The sequence below is a fragment of the Bacillus sp. WC2503 genome (genome assembly GCF_052682895.1).
The window spans coordinates 2,497,928-2,521,493 of sequence record NZ_JBQYMD010000001.1; the positions used below are offsets into that span (position 1 = coordinate 2,497,928).

The 23,566-nt window shown below is 35.2% G+C and carries 22 protein-coding genes and 1 pseudogene; 2 read left to right on the plus strand and 21 right to left on the minus strand.

What is annotated here, in order from left to right; translation table 11 throughout:
* Positions 1 to 229 precede the first annotated feature (229 nt).
* The 3 genes from ACUN26_RS12770 to ACUN26_RS12780 all read right to left on the minus strand — a co-directional run bounded on the left by ACUN26_RS12770 (position 230) and on the right by ACUN26_RS12780 (position 4,408).
* Positions 230 to 2,620, minus strand: a complete 2,391-nt coding sequence (locus ACUN26_RS12770) for a penicillin acylase family protein (RefSeq protein ID WP_000454359.1) — start codon at positions 2,618 to 2,620, stop codon at positions 230 to 232.
* Between the two features lie 72 nt (positions 2,621 to 2,692).
* A complete protein-coding gene (locus ACUN26_RS12775; protein WP_000312078.1) occupies positions 2,693 to 3,430 on the minus strand; it encodes a DnaD domain-containing protein in 738 nt (245 codons plus the stop codon).
* A gap of 321 nt (positions 3,431 to 3,751) precedes the next feature.
* On the minus strand, positions 3,752 to 4,408 hold the full coding sequence (locus ACUN26_RS12780; protein ID WP_000359525.1) for a uridine kinase family protein: 657 nt from the start codon (positions 4,406 to 4,408) through the stop codon (positions 3,752 to 3,754).
* 397 nt (positions 4,409 to 4,805) lie between these two features.
* On the opposite strand from ACUN26_RS12780, the pseudogene ACUN26_RS12785 reads away from it, so the two are divergent.
* A pseudogene (locus tag ACUN26_RS12785) lies at positions 4,806 to 5,318 on the plus strand (MFS transporter); the annotation flags it as partial.
* A 171-nt stretch (positions 5,319 to 5,489) separates the two neighbouring features.
* On the opposite strand, the gene ACUN26_RS12790 reads toward ACUN26_RS12785, so the two are convergent.
* The gene (locus ACUN26_RS12790; RefSeq protein ID WP_000591647.1) at positions 5,490 to 5,948 is read right to left on the minus strand and encodes a hypothetical protein; all 459 of its coding nucleotides are present in this window, start codon (positions 5,946 to 5,948) and stop codon (positions 5,490 to 5,492) included.
* Between the two features lie 365 nt (positions 5,949 to 6,313).
* Between ACUN26_RS12790 and ACUN26_RS12795 the strand changes: the two genes are divergently transcribed.
* Positions 6,314 to 7,021: a DNA alkylation repair protein gene (locus ACUN26_RS12795; protein ID WP_000346324.1), complete on the plus strand. Its 708-nt coding sequence runs from the start codon at positions 6,314 to 6,316 to the stop codon at positions 7,019 to 7,021.
* A gap of 102 nt (positions 7,022 to 7,123) precedes the next feature.
* Here the strand turns inward: ACUN26_RS12795 and ACUN26_RS12800 are convergent, their stop codons facing one another.
* From ACUN26_RS12800 to ACUN26_RS12880, 17 genes are all read right to left on the minus strand, one after another.
* Positions 7,124 to 7,450 (minus strand): DUF3895 domain-containing protein, encoded by a 327-nt coding sequence (locus tag ACUN26_RS12800; protein ID WP_001071904.1) that lies wholly within the window; start codon positions 7,448 to 7,450, stop codon positions 7,124 to 7,126.
* A 612-nt stretch (positions 7,451 to 8,062) separates the two neighbouring features.
* On the minus strand, positions 8,063 to 8,530 hold the full coding sequence (locus tag ACUN26_RS12805; RefSeq protein ID WP_000154329.1) for a DUF6985 domain-containing protein: 468 nt from the start codon (positions 8,528 to 8,530) through the stop codon (positions 8,063 to 8,065).
* 17 nt (positions 8,531 to 8,547) lie between these two features.
* Complete coding sequence (locus ACUN26_RS12810) at positions 8,548 to 9,213, minus strand: HNH endonuclease (protein WP_001257231.1); 666 nt, start codon at positions 9,211 to 9,213, stop codon at positions 8,548 to 8,550.
* A 490-nt stretch (positions 9,214 to 9,703) separates the two neighbouring features.
* Positions 9,704 to 10,180 (minus strand): SMI1/KNR4 family protein, encoded by a 477-nt coding sequence (locus ACUN26_RS12815; protein ID WP_001245027.1) that lies wholly within the window; start codon positions 10,178 to 10,180, stop codon positions 9,704 to 9,706.
* Between the two features lie 35 nt (positions 10,181 to 10,215).
* Complete coding sequence (locus ACUN26_RS12820; protein ID WP_000092334.1) at positions 10,216 to 10,644, minus strand: SMI1/KNR4 family protein; 429 nt, start codon at positions 10,642 to 10,644, stop codon at positions 10,216 to 10,218.
* Entirely contained in the window at positions 10,641 to 11,381 is a 741-nt protein-coding gene (locus ACUN26_RS12825; RefSeq protein ID WP_000378753.1) for an HNH endonuclease, read from the minus strand. Before ACUN26_RS12825 ends, ACUN26_RS12820 begins: the two co-directional genes overlap by 4 nt.
* 217 nt (positions 11,382 to 11,598) lie before the next feature.
* Positions 11,599 to 12,138, minus strand: coding sequence for a T6SS immunity protein Tdi1 domain-containing protein (locus tag ACUN26_RS12830; protein WP_000427864.1), 540 nt, complete (start codon positions 12,136 to 12,138; stop codon positions 11,599 to 11,601).
* Between the two features lie 9 nt (positions 12,139 to 12,147).
* Positions 12,148 to 13,842, minus strand: coding sequence for a polymorphic toxin type 15 domain-containing protein (locus ACUN26_RS12835; RefSeq protein ID WP_000382728.1), 1,695 nt, complete (start codon positions 13,840 to 13,842; stop codon positions 12,148 to 12,150).
* Between the two features lie 32 nt (positions 13,843 to 13,874).
* The gene (locus ACUN26_RS12840) at positions 13,875 to 14,201 is read right to left on the minus strand and encodes a hypothetical protein (protein WP_001198200.1); all 327 of its coding nucleotides are present in this window, start codon (positions 14,199 to 14,201) and stop codon (positions 13,875 to 13,877) included.
* The gene (locus tag ACUN26_RS12845; RefSeq protein ID WP_000514188.1) at positions 14,201 to 14,920 is read right to left on the minus strand and encodes a DUF5081 family protein; all 720 of its coding nucleotides are present in this window, start codon (positions 14,918 to 14,920) and stop codon (positions 14,201 to 14,203) included. Before ACUN26_RS12845 ends, ACUN26_RS12840 begins: the two co-directional genes overlap by 1 nt.
* Before the next feature lie 22 nt (positions 14,921 to 14,942).
* A complete protein-coding gene (locus ACUN26_RS12850; RefSeq protein ID WP_000014533.1) occupies positions 14,943 to 15,248 on the minus strand; it encodes a WXG100 family type VII secretion target in 306 nt (101 codons plus the stop codon).
* A gap of 26 nt (positions 15,249 to 15,274) precedes the next feature.
* Positions 15,275 to 15,697, minus strand: coding sequence for a hypothetical protein (locus ACUN26_RS12855; protein WP_000883458.1), 423 nt, complete (start codon positions 15,695 to 15,697; stop codon positions 15,275 to 15,277).
* 444 nt (positions 15,698 to 16,141) lie between these two features.
* Positions 16,142 to 16,873 carry a M15 family metallopeptidase gene (locus ACUN26_RS12860; RefSeq protein ID WP_000241997.1) on the minus strand — a complete coding sequence of 244 codons (732 nt, stop codon included), beginning with the start codon at positions 16,871 to 16,873 and terminating at the stop codon, positions 16,142 to 16,144.
* Positions 16,874 to 16,921: 48 nt separating this feature from the next.
* Entirely contained in the window at positions 16,922 to 18,157 is a 1,236-nt protein-coding gene (locus ACUN26_RS12865; protein ID WP_000903057.1) for a CapA family protein, read from the minus strand.
* Between the two features lie 768 nt (positions 18,158 to 18,925).
* On the minus strand, positions 18,926 to 20,545 hold the full coding sequence (locus ACUN26_RS12870) for an amidohydrolase (protein ID WP_000642581.1): 1,620 nt from the start codon (positions 20,543 to 20,545) through the stop codon (positions 18,926 to 18,928).
* Between the two features lie 91 nt (positions 20,546 to 20,636).
* Positions 20,637 to 21,992: an aspartate aminotransferase family protein gene (locus ACUN26_RS12875; protein WP_162148118.1), complete on the minus strand. Its 1,356-nt coding sequence runs from the start codon at positions 21,990 to 21,992 to the stop codon at positions 20,637 to 20,639.
* A gap of 30 nt (positions 21,993 to 22,022) precedes the next feature.
* A complete protein-coding gene (locus ACUN26_RS12880; protein ID WP_000261833.1) occupies positions 22,023 to 23,483 on the minus strand; it encodes a CoA-acylating methylmalonate-semialdehyde dehydrogenase in 1,461 nt (486 codons plus the stop codon).
* Between the last annotated feature and the right edge of the window lie 83 nt (positions 23,484 to 23,566).

The following is a 23,566-nucleotide window of genomic DNA, read 5'->3' on the forward strand; positions in this document are numbered from 1 at the left end:
CTACTTCATCCTCCGTTTAATAAACATAATATTCCAAAAGGTATTATAACAAGTCCCTGTACAATATTTTGTCAAAATTTGTCGTTTTTCTACAAAAAGGATATTTTATCCATTACCGTAGAAAAAAGACTCTTACAATAGTAAGAGTCTTTTTTCTAAAGTAACACTTTCATTAGCGGAAGGATTATTACTTCATAAAGCTGGGCCATCTGCACATAGGAACATACTATCACTTCGGCTGTAAAGTTAATACTTTCCCTTCAATTCCATCTGTATTTAAAGTAGTCATATGATACGTGCCATTTACCCAATCATCTATTTGATCATGATACCAATCGCTTCTAAAATGTCCTGACTGTCCTGGCCCTACGATATGATAACCGTTTGACATATCCTTCGTATCAATAACGAATCGCCAAGAAGCCCCGTGATTTACAATACCGTTATCGCCGTAACTCGCGGCTTGAACGGTAACTTGACTTCCGCCAATCGGAACTGGTTTCTCACGATTAAAAGCAAATAACGCTAACATACTAGATGATTTTGAAATTGGATGTGTAAAAGCAAGTTGATGGTAATCGCCCCACTTCCACTCTGCAACATCGGGTCCATACTCCTTCTGCAATTTCTTCATTACATTCTCGTACGATGTATGCACAACTTTTGTGAAGCCTCCATACTTAGAAAACCATACACTATTTTCCCCGGCTACTTGTTTCCGAATCAATTCATCAACAACTTGTGACTTTCCTTCAAATAACTCCATCACATCTTTCGGTATTTCTTTTGAAAATAACGTATTCGAAATCTCTTTCATTAACAAATGAAAAATTAATGGTGCCGCTTCATCTTTACTATCGTAAAAGTTCCACTTTGTTAATTGTTTTACGCCTTCTTTCTCTACTTCATTTAAAGCTGTTTTATGTAACTCTTTTAAAAATATTGGAGTAAACTCTTTCCCGTATAAATTCTTTTGATCCATCTGTAATTCTTCTAAATCTTTCACCGTATACTTGTCCTTCTCTTGCAAAAACTCTTGAATACGCATTTGTCTATATGGCTGCGCCCACGTATTGCTAATATGGTATGGATAATTATCATCCACAATTTTATTATTCGCAGTTGAAATAAACCCTTGTTTTGGATTTATTACTTTTGGCAGTTGATCATATGGGATATACCCTTCCCATTCATATTCATCAGTCCACCCTGGCACTGGCAAACTCCCATCACCTTTTTTACGCACTGGTATATTTCCATTCGCTTTATAAGCAATCGTGCCATCGTTTGATGCAAATACAAAGTTTTGAGTTGGTGTATGAAAATCTTGAAGTGCCGTTTCAAACTCATTCCAATCTTTCGCTTTATTCATATTTAATACAGCCTTTAATTCAGCAGAAGGCTCCAAAGCAGTCCATTTCAAAGCGAATACTGTTTTCGTTTTCTCTTTTCCTTTATCCGCAAACTCTGAAATGACTGGACCATGCCTCGTAACCGTCACATTATACGGAATTGTTTTCCCCCCTTTTACTTTAATAGATTCGTCAACAACAGTAGCTTTTTCCCATTTATCGTTATACAAAAATTCATTTTCATTATTAGGGTTTCTCTTTTCAATATATAAATCTTGCACATCAGGACCGGTATTCGTAACGCCCCATGCTATTTTGTCATTGTGTCCTAATATAACACCTGGCACTCCAGCGAAAATAACGCCACTCACATTTAAATCTTTCATTTCAAGTCTCGTTTGATACCATATAGAAGGTGTCGCAAGAGATAAATGAGGGTCATCCGCTAAAATTGGCTTACCTGACGCACTCTTCTCACCACTCACAACCCAGTTATTACTACCGTTAAACTCCGGCGGAATTATCGTTTTTGAAAAACTTTGTGCTACGTCCACATTTGTATTTTTCAGTTCAGCGAGCAATCTAGGGGCATCTTTCGGATATGTAGGAAATATCTCATTTGCTTGCTCTTTCGGAAGATTTTTCAGCGCCCAATAACGAAACGCTTGCCCGTGCCAATGTCCTCCTAAATCAAACGCCATATACTTCCCAATCGTTAAAGTATCAACAATTGACCATTCAGCAGGTTCATAACCTAATATAGTAAACTCAACTGGCAATCTCTTTTCCGCTTTCGCTTCACGTATAAAAGCGTTCACCCCATCAGCAAATGACTGCAAAGCAAATTTTGCTTCCCCATCATATTGACTAACAGACGCTTCTGCTGCTCGCCGTAAACCGAGCGTTCGAAACAATTTATCTCTATCAACGGCTGCTTCTCCAACAACTTCACTTAACATACCAGAAGCTTGCCTTCTACTTAAATCCATTTGAAATAAGCGATCTTGTGCTTGCACATACCCTTGCGAAAAATATAAATCATGTGCATTTTCCGCTTTAATATGCGGTACCCCGTTACTATCTCGTTTCACCGTAACAGCATGTTGTAAATCCTCTAGCTTTTTCGTTCCATCTATCTTTGGCATAGATCTCAGCGTATATACGTTCAAAAAAATCACACTGCAAATAATCAATAAAAGAACGATACTACTAGACCAAATAAAAATTCTCTTACCTCTAGTTCGTTTCTTCTTTATAACAACTTCCATATAACCCCTCCTTTCTCAAACTATTCGCTTCTATTTTGAAAGAACCTTTTAAAATAGAAAAATCCTTATATGCTACGGATCATACAAAATGAATCCTTCCTTTTCTTCACTTAAATCTACTTGCCCTTTCTTACACCAATTCCTCAAAATCCCCTTCACATAAGCGAACGTTCGCTTATTATGTTCAAACGCAATTTTAAGTGCTTCTAGTACTACCTTTCCTGAAACTCTTTGTATCCAATCCTTCAATTCCTTCACGATATATGGGGATAAACTACTAATATGTTGTTCATAAAACTTGTACACTTTACTATTGGGAACGGCCTCTTCTATACTTTCTACTTCTTTCTCTTCAATAACTTCTTGTAAACTACTAGTATCCTCTTCTTCAGGCATACCAAAATGCTGCAATAACAATGGAATCTTCCATTCTTCTTCAAGACATTTACGTAAAAACGTATATATGAATTCTTTATTTTTCACAGTCTTTAACTCACGTAACACACACTTCTCTACATTCGTATTTAAAATAGGGTTATAGTGTAGCCAATTTAGTATGTATAACTCTTTCGTTTCCGCATCGTATAAAATCTTTCCGTATGCAACAAACCTATTTAACAGCTTCTCAACAGTCTCCATACTGTAGCCCGTTTCCAGTTCTGCCACACGCTTCGGTAATATGTAAATTCCACATTGCTTCGTTTTCGTACCAGTTAACAAATATATGTAAAAATAACGCTCCTCTGGCGTTAAATCTAATATGAATTCATCTTGCCAAAAGTTCACCTGCACATTACGGTACACCGCCATCTATTTCCCTCCACTCTTTGCTAGCAAATAAGAAATCCCAATCCTTCAATATAAATATAGGAATGTGGGAGCCGTTTTGGCATTCGAATTACAATTTTTTTTACTACTTACTGTAAAGTAACAAAAAGGTTATTTAATCTTGCTACCAAAAATACAATAGACATCTGTCTATGTAAATGACAGATGTCTATTAAAGTCGTTTAAAAATCTAGTTGTTTCATAGACAATGGATTTTTAGGTGAATAATAAAGTTGCTTCATTTGAGAACCAAATAATGAAAATGAACCCTCATAATAAACATAACAAATAGAGTATTTGCATTTAAACTTTATAAAACTCAAATGTATTTTTTTCTAGACATATTGCTTCATCGGAACTTTTAATAATAATATCAAAACGTTGACTGTATGGATGCATAAACACTTTATACTGAATCCGACGTTCTGCATGAGACCGCCTTAAATAATTGATATCGGCTCCCCTTTCAGCAATATCTCGGCTAGACCTTCTCATTAATTCCGTTTCATCATCTGTATAGAAGTAAATTTTCAAATCAAATAGATCGGGATTAATAAATGCGACACACATTCCTTCTACAATTGTCACTTTGTTTTTTGAAGAAATTAACTCGCTTTTCATATAATGCGTATCTATCGTATAAAAATCTAAACCAGCCCTTACCATCTGAACATCTCTTTCTAAAGCAGACAAATGATGCGCTGATGGATGACAAGCCGTCATTTTATAATGATGATTTTCGTTTTGATATGTATAGTCAATAATTGCATGCTTTCGTATGTCTGAACTAACAATATATGGATCTGTATTAATATAATTCACTTCATTTTGATCTAGTAGGTCTACAAGCATATTAGCAAACGTTGTTTTTCCAGCAGCGCCATGTCCTGAAACACCAATAACAACCTGTTCATTAGTCCTACTAATCCAATTTATGATTTCTTGCAATAACTTATCCATCCTTCTCCCCCTTTTACTGATATACTGCCCTTATTTTAATTAGTTAAATATTGAGATGTCCCCTCATCTTATTATACATGAAAGAAAAAATAGCATAATTATCCATCGTACCATCTCTAATTTTATACAACTATATTATTTGTGAACACTTACAACGACGTTTTATGTTTTCGCGCTTGTTTTGTTCTTGTAGTTGTTCTTGTAGTTGTTTTTGTTTTGTTTTTTCTTAGTGATTTATTACTTGGTAGGTGCTTATGAGGGGCTTGGAAGGGGCTATATAGCGTTTTATTCCCGTCTAATTTAATTACACACGCCTCCTACAATCTTCTTATACTGTGTACACCTATAAAATTATATTCTTTCCGAAAATAAAAGTACTGAATTTTCTTCGTATATCCTTTTACTCTTCATATCTTTTTTATTACATTGGAATTTACCTACTCTTGAACATAAAAGAATAACAGCTATTGGTGCATTCGGCCTTGCTGGAGTTGCAGGTGCATTAGCTGCTACGAAAGCGGGACAATTAGCTGATAAAGGATTAGGACAACGAACAACTGGCATAGCCTTATCTTTATTAGTACTTTCATGGCTCCTAATTAAATTTATTAACTACTCTCTATTGTTACTAATTTTCGGCATTATCCTTTTAGATTTAGCTGTGCAAGCTGTACATGTCACCAATCAAAGTATGCTTTTCACAGTGCGCCCTGAAGCAAGAAGTCGAATCACTGCCAGTTACATGATTTTTTATTCTATCGGTAGTGCAACGGGTGCCATTCTTTCAACAAATGTTTATGCAAAATACGGATGGAACGGAGTATGCCTATTAGGTGTATCCGTTAGTGCTTTTGCTCTTTTATTTTGGGCAATGACCTTACAGCAATCATCACAACTAAAAAAAGAATAATTCATTTATATATTTTCTAATATGCATTTTTCTACAAGACTATAGAATACCATTTACTTTTTAAAATAAATCAACGGCATTTTCATATTAAAAATGCCGTTGATTCCAAACTTTTATGTATGCGATTCGCCATGTCATGTTAATGGTTCCTATACTAACGAAATACCTCTATTACAAATTACCTTTAACTTGTCCAACAATCTCATTTATCGTATTCCGATCAAATTTATCACTAATTTCGTATGGCTTACGATCTCCTACTAATTGTACCCCTACGATGTCTTTTCGGTCCTTACCATATTGCACTTCAATAATAGATCCACGCTCTATTTGTTTCCAAATGTGGCTTGCTTCATCTTTATTATCTAAAATAATGCAGTCTTCAATATTTTCGTCAATCCCAATTAACTTGTTATCATCCATATATCCAATCTCATATTGTTGACGTTCTTTCGCTTTGCCGCTTACTAATATACCTTTGCTACCATATGAATAATCCGTATAGTCCTTTTTTTCCTTTTGTACCTCTTTCGACTTTTGTGCTTCCGTTTTTTCAGCAGCTCCACAACCTGTAATAAGACTGATTGGCATAACCGCTATTAATACAACTCTAGTAAATTTCTTTATCATTTGTAACCAACCTCACAAGTTTAACTTTAAATCCCATTTATCCCCTTACCAAATAATAACATAACACTACAGAGAAGATGCCAAAGATAAAATATTATTTACATTCTCCCACTTTAAAAACCGATGCGGAAAGTTATACATCTATTTTGTCTCTTTCCCGTTTACCTTAATGTAATATTCTCATGATTATAATTAGATGGAAGGTCAAAATCACAAACTGAATTGCCAAGGAATTATAGAAAGTAGACATCCTACTCACATACGATTAGTATTAAATTTGAGAGGTATGGAAAACTCGATAAAAAATATAAACTATATCATTACAATTAAAATGGTCTTTATATTAAGGAAGGAAGTGCACAGCTATGGATTTTAAAACAGTTATGCAAGAGCTTGAAGCCCTCGGTAAGGAAAGAACGAAAAAAATATACATATCTAACGGTGCACACGAGCCAGTTTTCGGCGTAGCTACGGGCGCTATGAAACCAATCGCTAAGAAAATAAAATTAAATCAAGAGTTGGCTGAGGAACTTTATGCCACAGGTAACTACGATGCTATGTACTTTGCAGGCATTATTGCAGATCCAAAATCTATGAGTGAGTCTGATTTTGATCGCTGGATGGACGGGGCATATTTTTATATGCTATCCGATTATGTAGTGGCAGTAACTTTATCAGAGGCAAATATTGCACAAGATGTTGCTGATAAATGGATTACAAGTGGGGATGAGCTTAAAATGTCTGCAGGCTGGAGTTGCTACTGCTGGCTTTTAGGGAATCGCAAAGACAATGAGTTTTCTGAAAGCAAAATTTCCGATATGCTTGAAATGGTGAAAAATACAATTCATGATTCACCAGAACGAACAAAATCCGCTATGAATAATTTCCTAAACACTGTGGCAATTTCATATGTACCGCTACACGAAAAGGCAGTTGAGACTGCAAAAGAAGTTGGTATAGTTGAAGTAAAACGTGATAAGAAAAAAAGCAGTTTACTAAATGCTTCAGAAAGTATTCAAAAAGAACTTGATAGAGGCAGACTTGGTTTCAAACGTAAATATGTAAGGTGTTAAAAGTATGAAGGTGTCAATCTAAGTGAGATTGACACCTTTTTTTATGGACATTACTAGATTAATGGGACTCAAAGTTAAAGAGAACCAATCATTCATTTCCCTCTATACATCTAAAACTTCTTCTTTCAATTTATATACTCTATCTCTTTTCTCATCATCTTTGATAAAAATAAGTTTTCCTTCTTTAACAAAACCTTCTAATATTAAGCATACTTGACCATATGCTTTAGGCTTATTTGTTGTGAATCTTTCATCGGGTATTTTACCAGATCGTATTAATCGTTCGCATAGCTCAAGTACACTTATTTCTTCAGAATTAAGTAATTCCAAAATAGCTTTTTGCAATGGCGATAACGGTACGGGTATCTCAGCTACCTCCACCTTCTCTTTTTCTTCTTCAAATAAATCTTCAAATGAAATTTGATTCATTACATCTTTTCCTTTCTCACAATTAATTTATATAACATGAACTGAATCCTATATGTACTGGAACTTTAAATATTATGTATTGTTATGTAGTACTTACCTTATTACATGAATTTCAAACTCATGTCCGTAATTCCATATAGTATGTTTCGATTATACCAAATATACGTTCTGTCTTCTATTGTAGAATTTTTTATAACAGGAATGAAAGTAATAGTGAACATTTATCTCCTTTTCAGTTTTATAAACCATGTAAAAAAACAGAAGAAGTTCACATAATAAAATTATAGTTCCTCATTAATTTTCTACGCTAAAACGCAAAAAAGCACTTGTTGCCTTTAATTGACAATCAAGTGCTTTAAGTTCATATGTTTTTAAGTAGCGTAAATTTGTAGTAACAGTATGACACCTTTTGTACATCATGACAAATACTATATTAAAACTTACGAGTTTGTACGAGTTCGTTAGTTTAATATACATTCCATGTTGTTTATATTTATCGCCCGTTAAAATGTCATCTCGCCTAAGCTCGTACTTTATTTTCTATTCTATCATTGCACACAGTACTCCATGACGGTACAACCATCATGAGTCTTTACTTTTTAACAGCCTGTTTTAAATTGCAACATCCTGATAACCTACTTCAATTATTTTTTCATTTAATAGACGAAGCCCTAATCCATTTTCTATATCCCATGTACAGTTAAATGTAATTCCAATATCTCGCCCTTCAAAAATATCCGCATATGGAACAACAATTCCATCTAAAGTTATCATTTCTAGTATTTGATCAGGTGTTTCAATTAATGGATAATTTTCATTTAATCCAATATCATAACCTAGTTCATGTCGCTTTTGTTTGTAATAGTCTAATATTGATTGCAATAAACTTGGCTGTAAATCCTCCCAATTCTGCATTAATGCTTGATATGCCATATACTGCTCTTCATCAAACTCTCCATCTTCTTCACCATCTATCATCAAAGATATCTCAGATTCTTTTCCAAAAAAACGAATAATGGTATCCTTAGTCCAACCATACTCATACTCAAGTTCACCAAAAATCGGATCGTTTATAGTCATTTTAAAATCTCCTCTTTTTATTTATTAGCAAACCCTCCAGGTTTAAAAGCTCCTGCGTTTATTTCCCCTACACCACCAAGGTGTCCGAATTCACTATTTATTTTTGTTGGCACGAGTTGCATTGTTTTAACATCATTTAATTCATGCCATGTTAATTTATTTTTTTCTCGATATTTTTTTATATCTCTTGCACTGATTTTACCAGATTCCATCCCAAATTTACTTGCTAATTCAGTTGAACCATTAATCTGGTCAGCTAATTTTTGGTCTGATTGAACAAAATTAGCTCGTCTGGCTTTCCCTCCATAAGTTCCTTTTCCTCCAAGCATATAGTTGATTTCAACTTGTGCCTTTGCTGTTGGTGAAAAATCAGGAACTGCATTTTTATATTGAATACCCTCAATCCCAACTTCATCTAAAATCTGTTTTAATTGACGGTCTGGTGGTGGCTTAAGTATGCACTTAGATTCACCCCGTATTCCCTCAAATTCAACCTTTGGATTCTCTAATGCAGGTGTCTGATTAAGCCTTGCCTCATAAGAACTAGCAAAATCAGTTTGCCTAAAAGCAGGTGGAACTTCAGCCTCTCTATTACCCGTACCCTTAGAAACTTCATCGACTTTCCTTTCGAACTTGCTAATTAGATTTCCAAGCTTTTCCGTATCAACTTGGAGGGACCTCAATCCGAATAAATCAGCCGTTTGACTAAGCCTAACCTTAACAGGAATTGGAACATTCTGATATTCCTTTTTCCACCGTTAAGCCGTGCTCATTCCGTCATAAACAGGAAGCTTGTATTTAACTTCATAAATACCTAGAATATCCGGATGTGGCGTTTTTGTTACACCTTGATTAATATTCTTTATCGGATCACCGAAGTTGTCTAAAATGTACTATTCAAAGTTTTCAAGGTTGTGTCCACCTTTTATACCTATAGTCGGTTTTGCTTTAAAACCTTTTACTTCAATTAAATGCTTATCATAACCAGTCTTAAAATTCACTTTAATTTTCGGATTAACTTTAGGAACTTCACCCGTCCCCTATGTTGTACTTTTAAATAATTCGGGGAAAAAGAAGAGGCTTTCTCTAGGTCGTTAGACCACAAAGAAAGCCCCGTTTAAATTAAAGAGATTAACCAACTATTAACTAATTCCAATCAATAAAATCCTATCATTAGTTTTCAGGAATATATAAATTATCTACAAATTCAGAGAAACTTTTAGAAATTAGTCGGATGTATTCCTCTCTTAACTCGTTATCTTCTTCAAAGTAATCCATATCACAATGATATACACTACCTCTATCTTTCCCATCAATTGATAAACAAATCAAACTCCCCGCGGGGTCAATTCCAATTGGAAGAAAATTACTTGGTACCACTTGCATCAAATTATAACTTCTTAATTTCTCTTCTAGATTTATTTCATTTTCTATTGATAGAGGAAAAAACATTGAAACAGACGATGTTATTACGCCTTTCTTAGTTGTATCATTAGTTTTAAATCTTCGTTGCTCAGTTTTTCCTCCATTTTTAGACAGCAAAAATTGTTTATAATCATCAGGTAACAATATACCATACTTATTTTCGAAATCTTCGATATCTTCAATGCCAATAGGGGTAAAAGTATATTCAAAATCTAAATTCCTCATACAATTAACCTTCTTTCCTGTTCATTTTGTTTTTCTCAATCAGAGTATAATCTCTCAATCAATTCAGAAAAAGAGTCGCATATTAATTTAATTTTATCCTCATTCACTGATTCCTGATCATAGAAAACTACTGACGGAGAATCTTTAGTATCACAGTAATTAAAACAAATAAGTCCCCCAAATGGGTCTCTTGCAAATGGAATAATACCTTCCGGAAGTGAAGTTAATTCATAAACAACTTCTACATTTGCATCTTTGCTTGTAAAACTTAATAGACAATCAAAGACTGCTCCACCCTCATCATCATTAATATCATAAATATTAGGCTCAGGATAACCACCGTTATTTTTTTTAATGCATTCACGGTAATCATCTGGAAATCTGACACCAAATGAATTCTCCACAGCAATAATTACTTGCTCATCTATCGCTCCATCCGTAAATAGCCAAGTTACTCGGCTCATTTTATCATCTCCAAAATAATTTTCTTCAGTTTACCTGTTCTACCGTCATCTCCACCACCCCAAATTGCTCTACCACCTGTATGACCCGCAACCTGATGTTCATAGTAATCAACAAGTTGCATTTTACCAGTCTCTTGATGATGATGCCATGTGACTGATTTTGGCTTCTTACCTAATTTGAATAGCTCAATATCTGTTTGGCTGAATTGTTTTGCTAAGTTTGGATCTTTCATTATATCGTCATATAATTTTTTTGAGAGATATTTAAACTGCACTGAGTCAGGCTCTATATGATATGACTCTGATAAAGATGTTTCATATTTTGAATTAAAAATTGGGTAACCATCTTTATCATATTTAACTTTATAAGTTTCCCCATTTTTCTTAGATGTAAATGTATAAGTAGTAATTCCTGTAGAATCATCTACTACTTTTTCTTCAAAATCTCTTGGTTTATTAGGTTTTCTACTATAAGGAGGTAAATCTCTAGCTGCTTTTGTCATAGCTTCTTCATATTCTGCAGTTCTTTCATTAGTCGGTTTAATTTTTTTAGTTTGAGTACCTTCACCCGTACCCTTAACCCCACCACTCTCCAAATTCGAGATCCTACTCTGAACACTCGACTTTGAGGCATCATGGGCTTCTTGTAATTTCCCGCTATAGTTCGTTCCAGTTCTAGCGACACTTCCATCTGGCAGTATTTCTACACCTTTAAAGATTTGGGATACGGAGTCCACACCTTTTGCTAATTTTCAATTATATAATACTAGCAATTTATGTTAGCCTTAATTCATAAAAAATTACTTTTTATAAATTCAACCCAAGTTTCTCGTTACCACATTTCTATATTATAACATTAACTCAATCGTATCTTTTAAAGCTTCATTTACATTAATAGCCTTTTAAATAAAAAAACTGAAAGAGGATTTATCCACCTTCCAGTTTCTTCGTTCATTATTCTATCGGCCCCATAAATTGAGTAATTAAATAAACATGCTCGATAAGTTTGACTTTTTGTAAGTTTTCTACTTTTTCTGGTCCACCTAGTGCAAGTAAAGGTGTGTAACCAAAACATTCATCAATTTCAAGCCTTCCGTATTTATTTAATGCCTCCTGATAATGCTTCCAATCCAATGCTTTCTCTAAAAAATAATCATCTTTCGTATTTTTAAAGAAAAACTTAAATTTTCCAGCTACTACATCTACCGTACCTTTTCGATACTTAAGTAATAATAAATAGTTATTTTCCCACACAAGAATATCTCCCATACCTGTTGTAAAAATTGGGATAGCTTCTTCATAACGGATATAACTTTCCTTTAATATATCTAAATATTTTTCTGGATTTATTGCTCTTAAGTATCCATTTAACATACTCCCAAACCCATAGCATTTCCATAAATCTATTATTTGATCTGGAACTTTCCCTGTATACTTTTCAATAACCTCTGTTGATGGTTTTTCGAAAGATATAAAATCATTTATATTTTCCATAGTATCCCCCTACTCCGATTTCAATCTAACATTAAGATATATCAATTTTTTTTCTTCCTCTGATAAGGTGTCAGCAACTCGTCTAATTTCCTTATCCACATTACCAATCCTGCTTTTCCACTGCGAACCTATTGATGAATTAATTCTAGAATCACCCATGCCAGTTATTTTTAATGGATTTCCACCCGCAATTTGATCTGGGTCATGTAATGCAGCTTTATCCTTTATCCACTTTAAAGCTTGCTCTTCTGCTTCCCTAAATGAAAAACCTTCTTCCATAAATTCATCTATTTTATCTTGCACAGCTTGTTTTCGTGCTAATCTTTGAGCTGAATTTGCTTGTTTTGATCTTCCATATTTTAAAAATTGGTTCCGATTCTGAATAAACTCATCAACTGTCAATTTCCCCAGCCCATCTTCTTGGTTTTTTAATTGTCGTATAAACTCATCTTCATTATGTTTTGGATTACGTTTAAATTCGATTCCAATTTCGTCAGTACGCGAGCTATTATTACCCACTCCGCTAGTTTTATTACTTCCTTCTAATTTACTATGCCCATGAGCAAGTTGATAAGCGTCATCCTTAGCTGCCGTACTTGCCTTTGAAAACTTTCCAGCTACTTCTCCAACAGTTGAAGATTCTATATAAGGAAGCTTCATTCCTATTCCAGTATCCACCGTCCTAACTGCTACTGGAATAGGAGTATTTTTCATAGCATCTAGTGCATTTTTTAAAGTCTTATTTTCCTTAAGCGATTGTACCACATTTTTACCCAAATTTGGATTAAAACCAGGCATTCCTTCTTTGAATTTTAATAATTTCGCTAAATCTGCTAATTCACTCGTGCCTTTGAATGCTTTTACTCCTTTTCCTACTGCTCCAACAACTGGGATTGCATCTAATCCGCCAAAAATGATGTTTCCTACCCGCTCTTCTTGGCTCAATTTCCTATGTGTTCCCCAGTCTTCTCCGTCGATACCACTTTTGATTTGTACCGCGCCGTATACAACTGCGGCAGCGGCCCCGAGTGGTGGGCAAAGGATTGTTGTGATGATGATTCCTACGCCTATTCCTATGTCTCGCACCATTTCTAGTTTTTTCTGTTCATCTTCTATTGATTTGTATTCAAATCCTCGTGTGGATGGGACTACTTTCTTATATTCTTCATAATTTAGTTTTGCATCTGGATTTTGTTTTTTTAGTTCTTTGTATTCCCCTCTCAGTACGTTATCAAATGCAGGTGAATCTTTAAAAATATCTTCTACAGTTATTTTATCTTTTTTTGTTTTTATTGTTTGCGGTACACTTCCGTATCCCGCGTGCGCATCTGGTAATACTGTCGTTGTTGTAGAGCCAATTCGGTTATTTGTTTCGAAGCTAAGAATAGATGTATCTCTCATTTTTTGAGCGAATTTATCCATTTCTACTAAAAAAGGTTTATCTATATGTTCAGACACCAATCGCCCTGCTTCTCCGCAATATTTTTGTAATGTCGAATAGCTATCAAGTAATTCCCCTATTTTTTGCGATTGATCTTTTGGGCTAAAATGTATACTACCATCTGAGTCTAAATCTCGTATTCTTCCATCAATTCTTTTTAATGATTCATTTGCGTGCCGTAATTTTATGAGTGCATCTTTTGTAATTCGATTCATACCATCTCCCATGTTTTGCCATGGTTCAGGTCTATATTTCACATCCATTTCGTTTTCATCCCCCAGCCGTATGATGATTTCTACAACTTACTTAATCTTTCACGTAATTGTTCGTCCTTTTCAAGCATTTCCACGCATACATTTCCTACAACTTTCGCCGACCTCAAATAGTGTTCAGACAATTCAAGTGTTTTGTGTAATATATCAGGATATTTTTCAATTACTCTCATCGCTTCACCTTTTTGATAAAAATCACTGCTTAATAAACTCTCAATATTTGTTCCAATGACGTCTAAATGGATTTTATATATATTTTCTAACTTCATTACTATATCAAGTAGTTCTTGAAAATTAACTAATACTTCTTCTCCACCACCAGAACCACTATCTCCCATTGATACTTGCATTATTGAATACCTCCTAACGAGAATTGTCTCGGGTCAATTAACTTTTTATATGGCATTTTTAACACGTCATACAATTTCTTATTAACCGCATAGAGGCTCACCCAGTCATATCGATTACGATCTACATCTATTTGAACGAAATCTTCTCCTTCAGTGAAATATAAGAAACATTCCCATTTTCCTCCTCTATTACTTCGAGGCCTCGTATACGTTTCTATCGCTATAACGTCTTTATTTGATAAATCTTTTCCCTCAAATGTTTGTTGTTCTGCCTCTGTCATTCTCTTTGAGAAAAATGTATCTTCTATTTCTCTCGGTTCTCTCAATAAGAAGGGTATGCGTGTTAATAATGAAAAATATACGTCCGGTTTTGGTATGTAGTCGATCTCGTATTTTTTATTTGGTTCTATTTCTGTTAATACAGCCACTCGGTCTTTATCCTCTTTTAAAAAGCCAATTAATACATTATTCATTCTCGTGTATTCATGACAATTTTCATATTCCTTTAATAGCTCAATTATTTGAAAAGCTGCAGGGGTAATTCCGTTTTCACTTGTAAGTAGGCCTTTTTCTTTTAAACTCATAGTTGCTTTTGTGACACATTCTTCATCAAGTAAAATAATTACGTCACGGTTTGGCAATCCAAATATATCCGTAACCCCGGCTGCACCTGCGAGAACATATAATTCAGCTGGTGCAAAATTCCTTTCTTTTCCCATTCTTTTATCCCTCATTTCTCCATCACAACTGTTTTATCGCCCTTACTTCCGATCTATCTCCGTACGTTTGAATACTTTTATCTAACTCTTTCAAAGCTTTCGTATGTCCTTCAAATGCATCTACCAGTTCTGAGTTATATTGAATGATTAAATCTAGATAACTTAAAAAGGCATCTCTCGTTTTTCCATTCCAGTTCGCACATGTAACGTATGCTTTTAAGTTTTTCGCTTCGTTTAAAGAATCCTTCATACCATTTTCTATGTTTTGTGCGTAAGAAATGGCACTTGCAGTGTTACTTCCTATAATTTCAACCTCTTTACCACTCATGTAGATTCCCCCCATTCTTTGTATGCTTAATGGATAAGTTTTTCAATTTCCTTTTTCTTTTCTTCAAAAGCCTTAGTCGCTGCAGCGTATGCTGACGCTTTCTCCGCTTCTGCTTTAGCTTTATATTCCAAATACTTTGCATAAGCTGTACCTTTTGCAGATCCAACATCGCTTAATGCACTTTTAAAATAGGATACTAATGTATTTAATTCTTCATCCTTTTCATGACGTTTTTGTTCAAATTCAACTGCCGGAATTTTATTAGCTTCCAAGCCATTACTTTTACTCTCATAATCTCTCTTCGCTGATTCAGCCTCTTGAATGAATTGCTTTAACTCTCTTTCTTTATCTTTTAAATAATCATGTAAATCATCATACCGATCTCGTTTCCTCGCACTTTCTGTAAAACCAGACGCATTTAAAAAAGCATTGTACAATTCATCTAACATCTTTCTCCCCCTTTATTACAATAATTATGTAGTTAAATTCATATATATAAATATGAATATTCATTACATTAAGAATTAACAAATAATTATTTTTGCATATTGCTATTTTATCAAAGGGGTTTTAACATTTCCATATTTTATAAATAGCTTTCGCATTTTTCTTCAATTGTAATACCTGAAAAGCAGGCAGTCTTTAAGGCCTAATTAAGTAAGTATTCTATGTTACGAATGAAAAAGGATCTGATATAAATATCAGATCCTTTTTCACTGCTTCTTTTATAAATTTAATTTCTTGATACATACATCGTTTCACACGATAACTGGTTCATACGTGCTCAAATTATCATACACAGTTTTTACAATACTAGGCGGAAGGTTAACACATCCTCAGATCCACCTTTTCCTGTGGCAGTGCATAATGTTTAATAGAATCAAAGCATATTTTTACTTGCCTGACTTAATTTTTTCGCTATATTCTTCTAAAGTTAACCCTTTTTCTTTTAGATACACAGCAACTTCTTTTCCTACATAACGATAATGCCATGGCTCATACTTAATGCCAGTAATATTCTCTTTATCTTTCGGATAGCGGAGAGTAAACCCATACTCTGCAGCATTCTTATCTAACCATTTGAATGCATCAGTCGTTTCAAATTTTGCATTTAAATCTTCTACCGTATTCTGCCATTCAACTGAAATAATGTCTAACGCTAATCCCGTATGATGTTCACTTGCACCAGGATACTGAAGATATTCCAATGCTTTAGCACTAGCCTCTTTATCCGACAAACCTTGAGATTTATAGCTTTTAACTGAAGCATCATAATAAGTTTGTTGTAATTTTATAGCTCGATAACCTGATCTTAAATAAAGATTGATTCCCTCTTTTTTTGCAGCTGCTACCATATCCTGATAGGAAGTTGCAATTCTACTATCTATTTTCATATTTGGCTTCGCATTTTGGGTAATACTTGTTAATTCAATTCCTAGTTCCTTTGATAACATATGCTCTCTATTTACAAGGATAATTCTCCAATCATTAACATCAGAGATAGGTAAAACATCTTTTTTATTCGCATTTATCTCATTTTTATTTTTATCGTTATTATTAGTAGTTTCCTGAGATGTTTGCTTTCCACTACAAGCAGCAAGGCTCCATCCCATTGCCAATACCAATGCTAAAATTATAATTTTTTTAATTGTATCTCATTCCCTTTTTGTTTATTAGTCTTTATACCAATTTCCCAACACATCTCTAGGGATATCCTTGAAACTCTCTAAAGAAACGGGGCCGACAAATTTTTTAATCCCATGATTTTTAGAATCTTCATCCGAATAATCTTTTAAAAATTGAATTTTAAATTGTTTCTTACCATCAGCATAGTCGGTTACTGTCGGTACGAGTGCCGCTTGTCGTATACCAAAAGTTTTATCTTCATACTTAACAAATTGTATATAAGATAATCCTCCTACCAATGTTTCTAATTTTTCTTGAGCAGAAATAAGATTTCCAAGAGAATAATAGATTAGCGTTTCATGTCCATCTTTATTTTGTTTCCACTCAATTGGTTGAATTACATGTGGATGATTTCCAATTACTACATCTACACCTAAATCTGTTAAATATTGAGCAACTTCTTTTTGTTGCTTTGAAGGTGTAGAGGTATATTCTACTCCCCAATGCACCATAACAATCACCATATCGGAGCTACTCTTTGCCTTTTCCACATCATTTTGTATCGCTTTTTTATCCATTACATTTAATGCCCAAGACTTATCAGCTGGAATTTTAATTCCATTCGTACCGTATGTATAATTTAGTAACGCAAAACGAATACCATTTTTTGTAATCGTTTTTATTTCATTACGCTCATTTTGATTCTCATTAATGCCTAATGGGATAACATCCGGATATTTCTTCCAGTATTCTCTTGTATTCGCAACACCTTTAATACCCATATCCATAGCGTGATTTGTCGCTTGCGTCACTATATTGAATCCAGTGTCCACTAAAGATTGACCTACTTCTTCAGGTGTATTGAAAGTCGGATATCCCTGTACTTTTAGATTATTTCCTGCTATTGGAGTCTCCTGGTTCACTATAGCAAGATCACTTGATTGAACAGCTTTTTTGATATTTTCATAAATATAGTGATAATCATATGAACCGTCTTTTTGTTTGCCATCTTTAATTACTGCATCATGATATAAATTATCACCCGTTGCCATTACATTCACAACCGATTTTACTTTTTTATCTTCAATAAAATTAGGAGACTGTTGAATGGGACTTTTCTCTACCCAGTTTGGTGCTTTTAATGATGTATCTGTATTTGATTGAGCCGGTGGTGATGAAGCTTTAGATGACTTAACATCTGTATTATCACAAGCGGTTAAAAGTACTAAAAAAATAAGACATAATAAAAATTTATTTTTACTTCTCTGTAAATTATGTAACATGTAATCCTCTTTTCTGTTCTATTACTTATAACCAATTTTAACAAATAACTTTTTAAACAACGTATTTTGGTTTTACACTTCATTATGGAAGGACACTCTGTTACATCTGCTTCGGAATATACGGATAACCGTTTTCCACTTTCTAACAATCTATCGATTCTATTAGAATTGATAGATTGCTAAAAAAGCATTATCCACCAGGATGCCGACTAGATTCCAATCAACATCCTCCATATATTGAATTTGATATACCTCTTCCAATTGTAGTAGCTGGTTAATCTAAACAAGAGAGGAGATATAGCCTCTTCTCTTGCTTTACATTTGTGAGTGGCTCCAAAAAGAGGGAATCGTTGCCATCCCCTCTTTAGATAGTGCAAAATTTTTGTACCTATTTTCTTTAAGTCGAGCGACAATCATTATACGAATCACAATAAGTAAGACCCAAGAACTTATTTTACCAATATATTAAAAAAGTAGCAATATCACCTGCGATTCATATAAAGAAGCCAATTAGGAGAAATGAAAAAGGAAGTCGTTATCTCTATCGTACAATTGATAAAGATGATGTAGCTCAAGTATTAAAAAAGTTAATCTGTACTATTAACAACAGTTAAAAGAAAAAAATAGTTATTTCCTATATCGAAAATTATGTAAATGAATACTGTTATGAAACGACTATACGATGGCACCGTTATATTTCCATAAAACTAACAAACTAAAATACCACGTAACATTACAAGAGTTACGTGGTATGTAAACGATGAAATATTAAATTTTCACTGATTGTTCTTCTTGATAAATAATCTCACCATCAATAATAGTTATTTCTACTTTTAAATCTTTAATTCGGTTTGGATTCACACTTAAAATGCTGTCATTTAATATAACTAAATCCGCCAACTTTCCGACCTCTATGCTTCCTTTTATCTCTTCTTCAAAACTCGCATAAGCGCCATTCCATGTGTATAGTTTAATAGCTTCCATTACACTTATAGATTGATTCACACCAACCTCTATTCCAGACTTCGTTTTTCTATTGACAGCAACATGAATTCCTAATAAAGGGTTATAGTCGGTAACTGGTGCATCCGAACTACCTGCTGCAATGATGCCTCGATCAATATAATCACGAGCAGCGTACATATGATTAACACGATCACCATAGTGCCGTACATATATCTCTCCGAATTCATATGGAAATGGAGGGTTTGGAATTGGAACTATCTCAAGTTTTTTCATTCTCTCTTGTAAATCTGGTGAAGAAATTCCCGCGTGCTCGATTCGATGACGATGATTTTTTCTTGGTGATTCCTCTAACGCCCTTTCTACACAATTTAAATACATTTCAATAGCTTTATCACCTTGTGCATGCACAGTGATTTGATAACCTTTTTTGTGAGCTTCGCCTAACACTTGATAAATTTCTTCCTCATTATAATAAAGAATGCCATAATTGTTACGATCACTCGAATACGACTCACGGGTTGCAATTGTAGGTCCAGTGCTACTTCCATCTGTAAACAGTTTAGCTGGTCCAACCTTGAACCTCTCATCTCCGGTACCAGTTATCACACCAGCTTCGACCATTTTATTAACAAATTCATGGGAGTTATTTATTTGACATATCATTGCATATATTCGGACACGAATATCCCTACTCTTCACAGCTCGTTGTAGTAAACGAAAACTCTCAGGTCCATCTCCACCTGCGTCATGTATACTCGTTATACCAGCTGCAACGAAATGATCTGATGCAATTTTCACAGCCTTCATCATTTCACTTTCTTTATAACTTGCAACTTTACTCATCTCCATATTTGCTGCTTCAATTAACCTTCCTGTAAGCTTTCCTGCCTGATCCTTTTCAATAACTCCCCCACTCGTGTTCGGTGTGTTCTCGTTAATTTGCGCAATTTCTAATGCTTTGCTGTTCACTACGCTTATGTGGTGACAAGTACGAGTTATAATAATAGGATGGTCAACTGAAATGTCATCCAGCTCAGTAATTGATGGATAACGCTTTTCCTTCACAGCGGTTTCATTAAAGCCCCAAGCACGTATCCATTCACCTTTTGGCGTTTCTAATGCCTTCTTTTTTAGGTCATCTAACAAAGCTTCGATAGAATCAATATGTTCAGCTTTACAACTGACAGCCAACTGATTTTGTCCATAAGAAATGAGGTGCAGATGGGAATCAATGAATCCAGGAAGAAGCGTTTTTCCTTGCAAGTCAATTACATCCGTTTTTTCTCCTATAAAACTCTTAACCTCCTCATTCGAACCAACAAATGCGATACGATTATTTTGTATTGCCACAGCTTCGACTACTGTATTCTTTTGGTCGACTGTAATAACTTCTCCATTTAACAAGACAACATCAGCTTTCATAAACTCAACCCTTTCGGAATTACCCTTTTCGAGTAATTCATTCCGTATTTACAGTTACATCTCTCAATAGGATCTTCCGCCTTTTAACAAATTAAAGTTGAGCTAAACACTCTTTTATTGTTGTAACGATAAAAGTAAAGTCTTCCTCTGTAATGTTTAATGGCGGTGCAAATTGCAAAATATTATTGTAACCGGCAACAGTGTCACCATTTTTACCGATAATTAGACCTTTTTCTTTACAAGCATTGATGACTTTGTTCATCTTTTCAATGGAAGCCGGTTCTTTTGTTTGCTTATCTTCCACTAGTTCAATACCTAAAAGAAGACCTTTTCCGCGAACATCTCCTACGTTTGGATGTTCTTTTACATCCTCTAGTTCATCTAACAGTCGTTCACCCAATTTCTTGGAACGGTCAATGAGTTTCTCATTCTCCATAATTTCTAAATTTTTCAAAGCTAAGGCACAAGCTGCAGGGTTTCCTCCGAACGTATTCACATGGCGAAATCGATCATAATCTTCGCTGCCTACGTACGCCTCATAAATCTCTCGTTTAACTGCTGTTGCCGCCAAAGGCAGATACGCACTTGTAATACCTTTTGCCATCGTAATGATATCTGGTTTGACACCGTAATTCATAAATCCAAACGGCTTCCCTGTCCGCCCAAATCCACATATTACTTCATCACAAATGAGCAACGCACCGTGCTTCTCGCAAATTTCTTTTACTTTTGCCATATATTCATCAGGAGGCATCAAAATGCCGCCCCCAGTAATAATCGGCTCCATAATTACGCCGGCTACTGTTTGACTTAACTCCCATGTCATGACACGATCGATTTCATCAGCACTTGCCAGTGTACGAACATCTTCTGGATTACGATACGTATCAGGCGGTGCTACATGCAAGAATCCTTGCCCAAGTGGTTCATATTTATACTTTCTTTGTGCTTGTCCTGTTGCCGCAAGAGCCCCCATTGAGTTACCATGATAAGCACGATAGCGTGAAATAAACTTATAGCGTCCATGATCACCTTTTTGCTGATGATATTGACGAGCAATTTTAAACGCTGTTTCATTTGCTTCCGATCCACTGTTAGAAAAGAAAATAACGTATTCATCATCAAGCCATTCATTCAATTTCTCTGCTAATTTAATAGCAGGAACATGACTTTGTGTCAGAGGAAAATATGGCATTTCTTCCAGTTGTTCAAAAGCCGCTCTTGCAAGCTCTTTACGGCCATATCCAACATTCACGCACCAAAGACCGGACATGCCGTCTAAATAACGGTTTCCATCAATATCCGTCACCCATGCTCCTTCTGCTTTTGTAATAATTAAATTCGTTGGATTAGGGGATGCTCCTTTCATTGCATGCCAAAGGTACTTTTCATCTGCTTGTTTCAAACTTAGTGTTTGCTCTGTCGCTTGCACAATCACCAACTCCATTCTATCCGTTTATGATTTTCTATCACTCTATCAATAACGAGCCGTAAGCATTTTCTTGCGCGTATAAAATTCTACGCCATCTTTTCCATTTGCATGGAGATCACCATAGAAGGATTTCTTATAACCTGAGAATGGGAAGAATGCCATTGGAGCAGGAACCCCAAGATTGACCCCAAGCATACCTGCATCAATTTCTTCACGGAATTCACGAATTGCTTTCGCGCTATCGGTGTATAGGCATGCACCATTTGCGAACGGTGATGCATTAGCAACATGAATTGCTTGCGCCAAGTCTTTTACGCGTATAATAGAAAGAACCGGTGCGAAGATTTCATCTTGCCAGATTTTCATTTCCTGTGTCACATTGTCAAAAATCGTTGGACCGACAAAATAACCGTCACCGTTTGCTGCATCATCTTCACGTCCGTCACGAATAAGTGTCGCTCCCTGCTCTATACCAGATTGAATGTATCCGAGTGTACGCTCTTTATGGCCGTCACGAATAACGGGACCAAGGAAAACATCTTCTTCCAGACCATTACCAATCGTAATTGCATTCGCCTCTTGAAGCAGTCTATTAACGAGCTCATCTGCAACGTCTTCTTCCACGACAACAACAGCCGCCGCCATGCATCTTTCACCCGCTGAACCGAAGGCAGCACTTGTAATTTCTTTCACTGTAAAACTAAGGTCCGCATCTTTTAATACGATCGAATGATTTTTTGCACCTGCAAGAGCTTGTACACGTTTGCCGTTTGCTGCTGCTGTTTTATATATATACTCAGCGACAGGTTGAGAACCAACGAAAGATACAGCCTTCACATCCTCATTGTCAAGAATGCCATTCACAACTTCATGTGCACCATGTACAACATTTAGTACTCCATCTGGAAGGCCTGCTTCTTTAAACAGTTCAGCTATGCGATTCGCCAGCAACGGTGTTCTTTCAGATGGTTTTAATACAAACGTATTTCCGCATGCAATCGCGAGTGGGAACATCCAGCATGGCACCATCATCGGAAAGTTAAATGGCGTTATTCCTGCGATTACTCCGATTGGATAACGATACATCCCTGATTCAACACCAGTAGCAATATCAGGAAGTTGCTCTCCCATCATTAAAGTAGGTGCACCTGCTGCAAATTCAACACATTCAATCCCTCGCTGTACTTCACCGTAAGCTTCTTTATAACTTTTTCCATTTTCCAAGGTAACGAGTTTCGCTAACTCCTCCCAGTTTTCAATCAAAAGCTGTTGGTAGCGAAATAGAATCCGAGCACGCCGAGGTACAGCAACCTTTTTCCATGTTTGGAATGCTTCTTTCGCAGTTGCTACAGCTCTATCCAAATCTTCTTTAGTCGAAAGCGGCACACGAGCAATAGTCTCTCCTGTTGCTGGATTTGGTACATCTTCTACTTGTTTACTTGTGGATTCTATCCATTGTCCACCAATATAATTTTTTAACGTTTGTACATTTTTCGTTACTACCATGGTGAAACCTCCTAATTTTAAGATAGCCGTCCTATGTATGTATTGCATTCACAAAAAAAGAAAGCGCATTCATTAGACGGTAT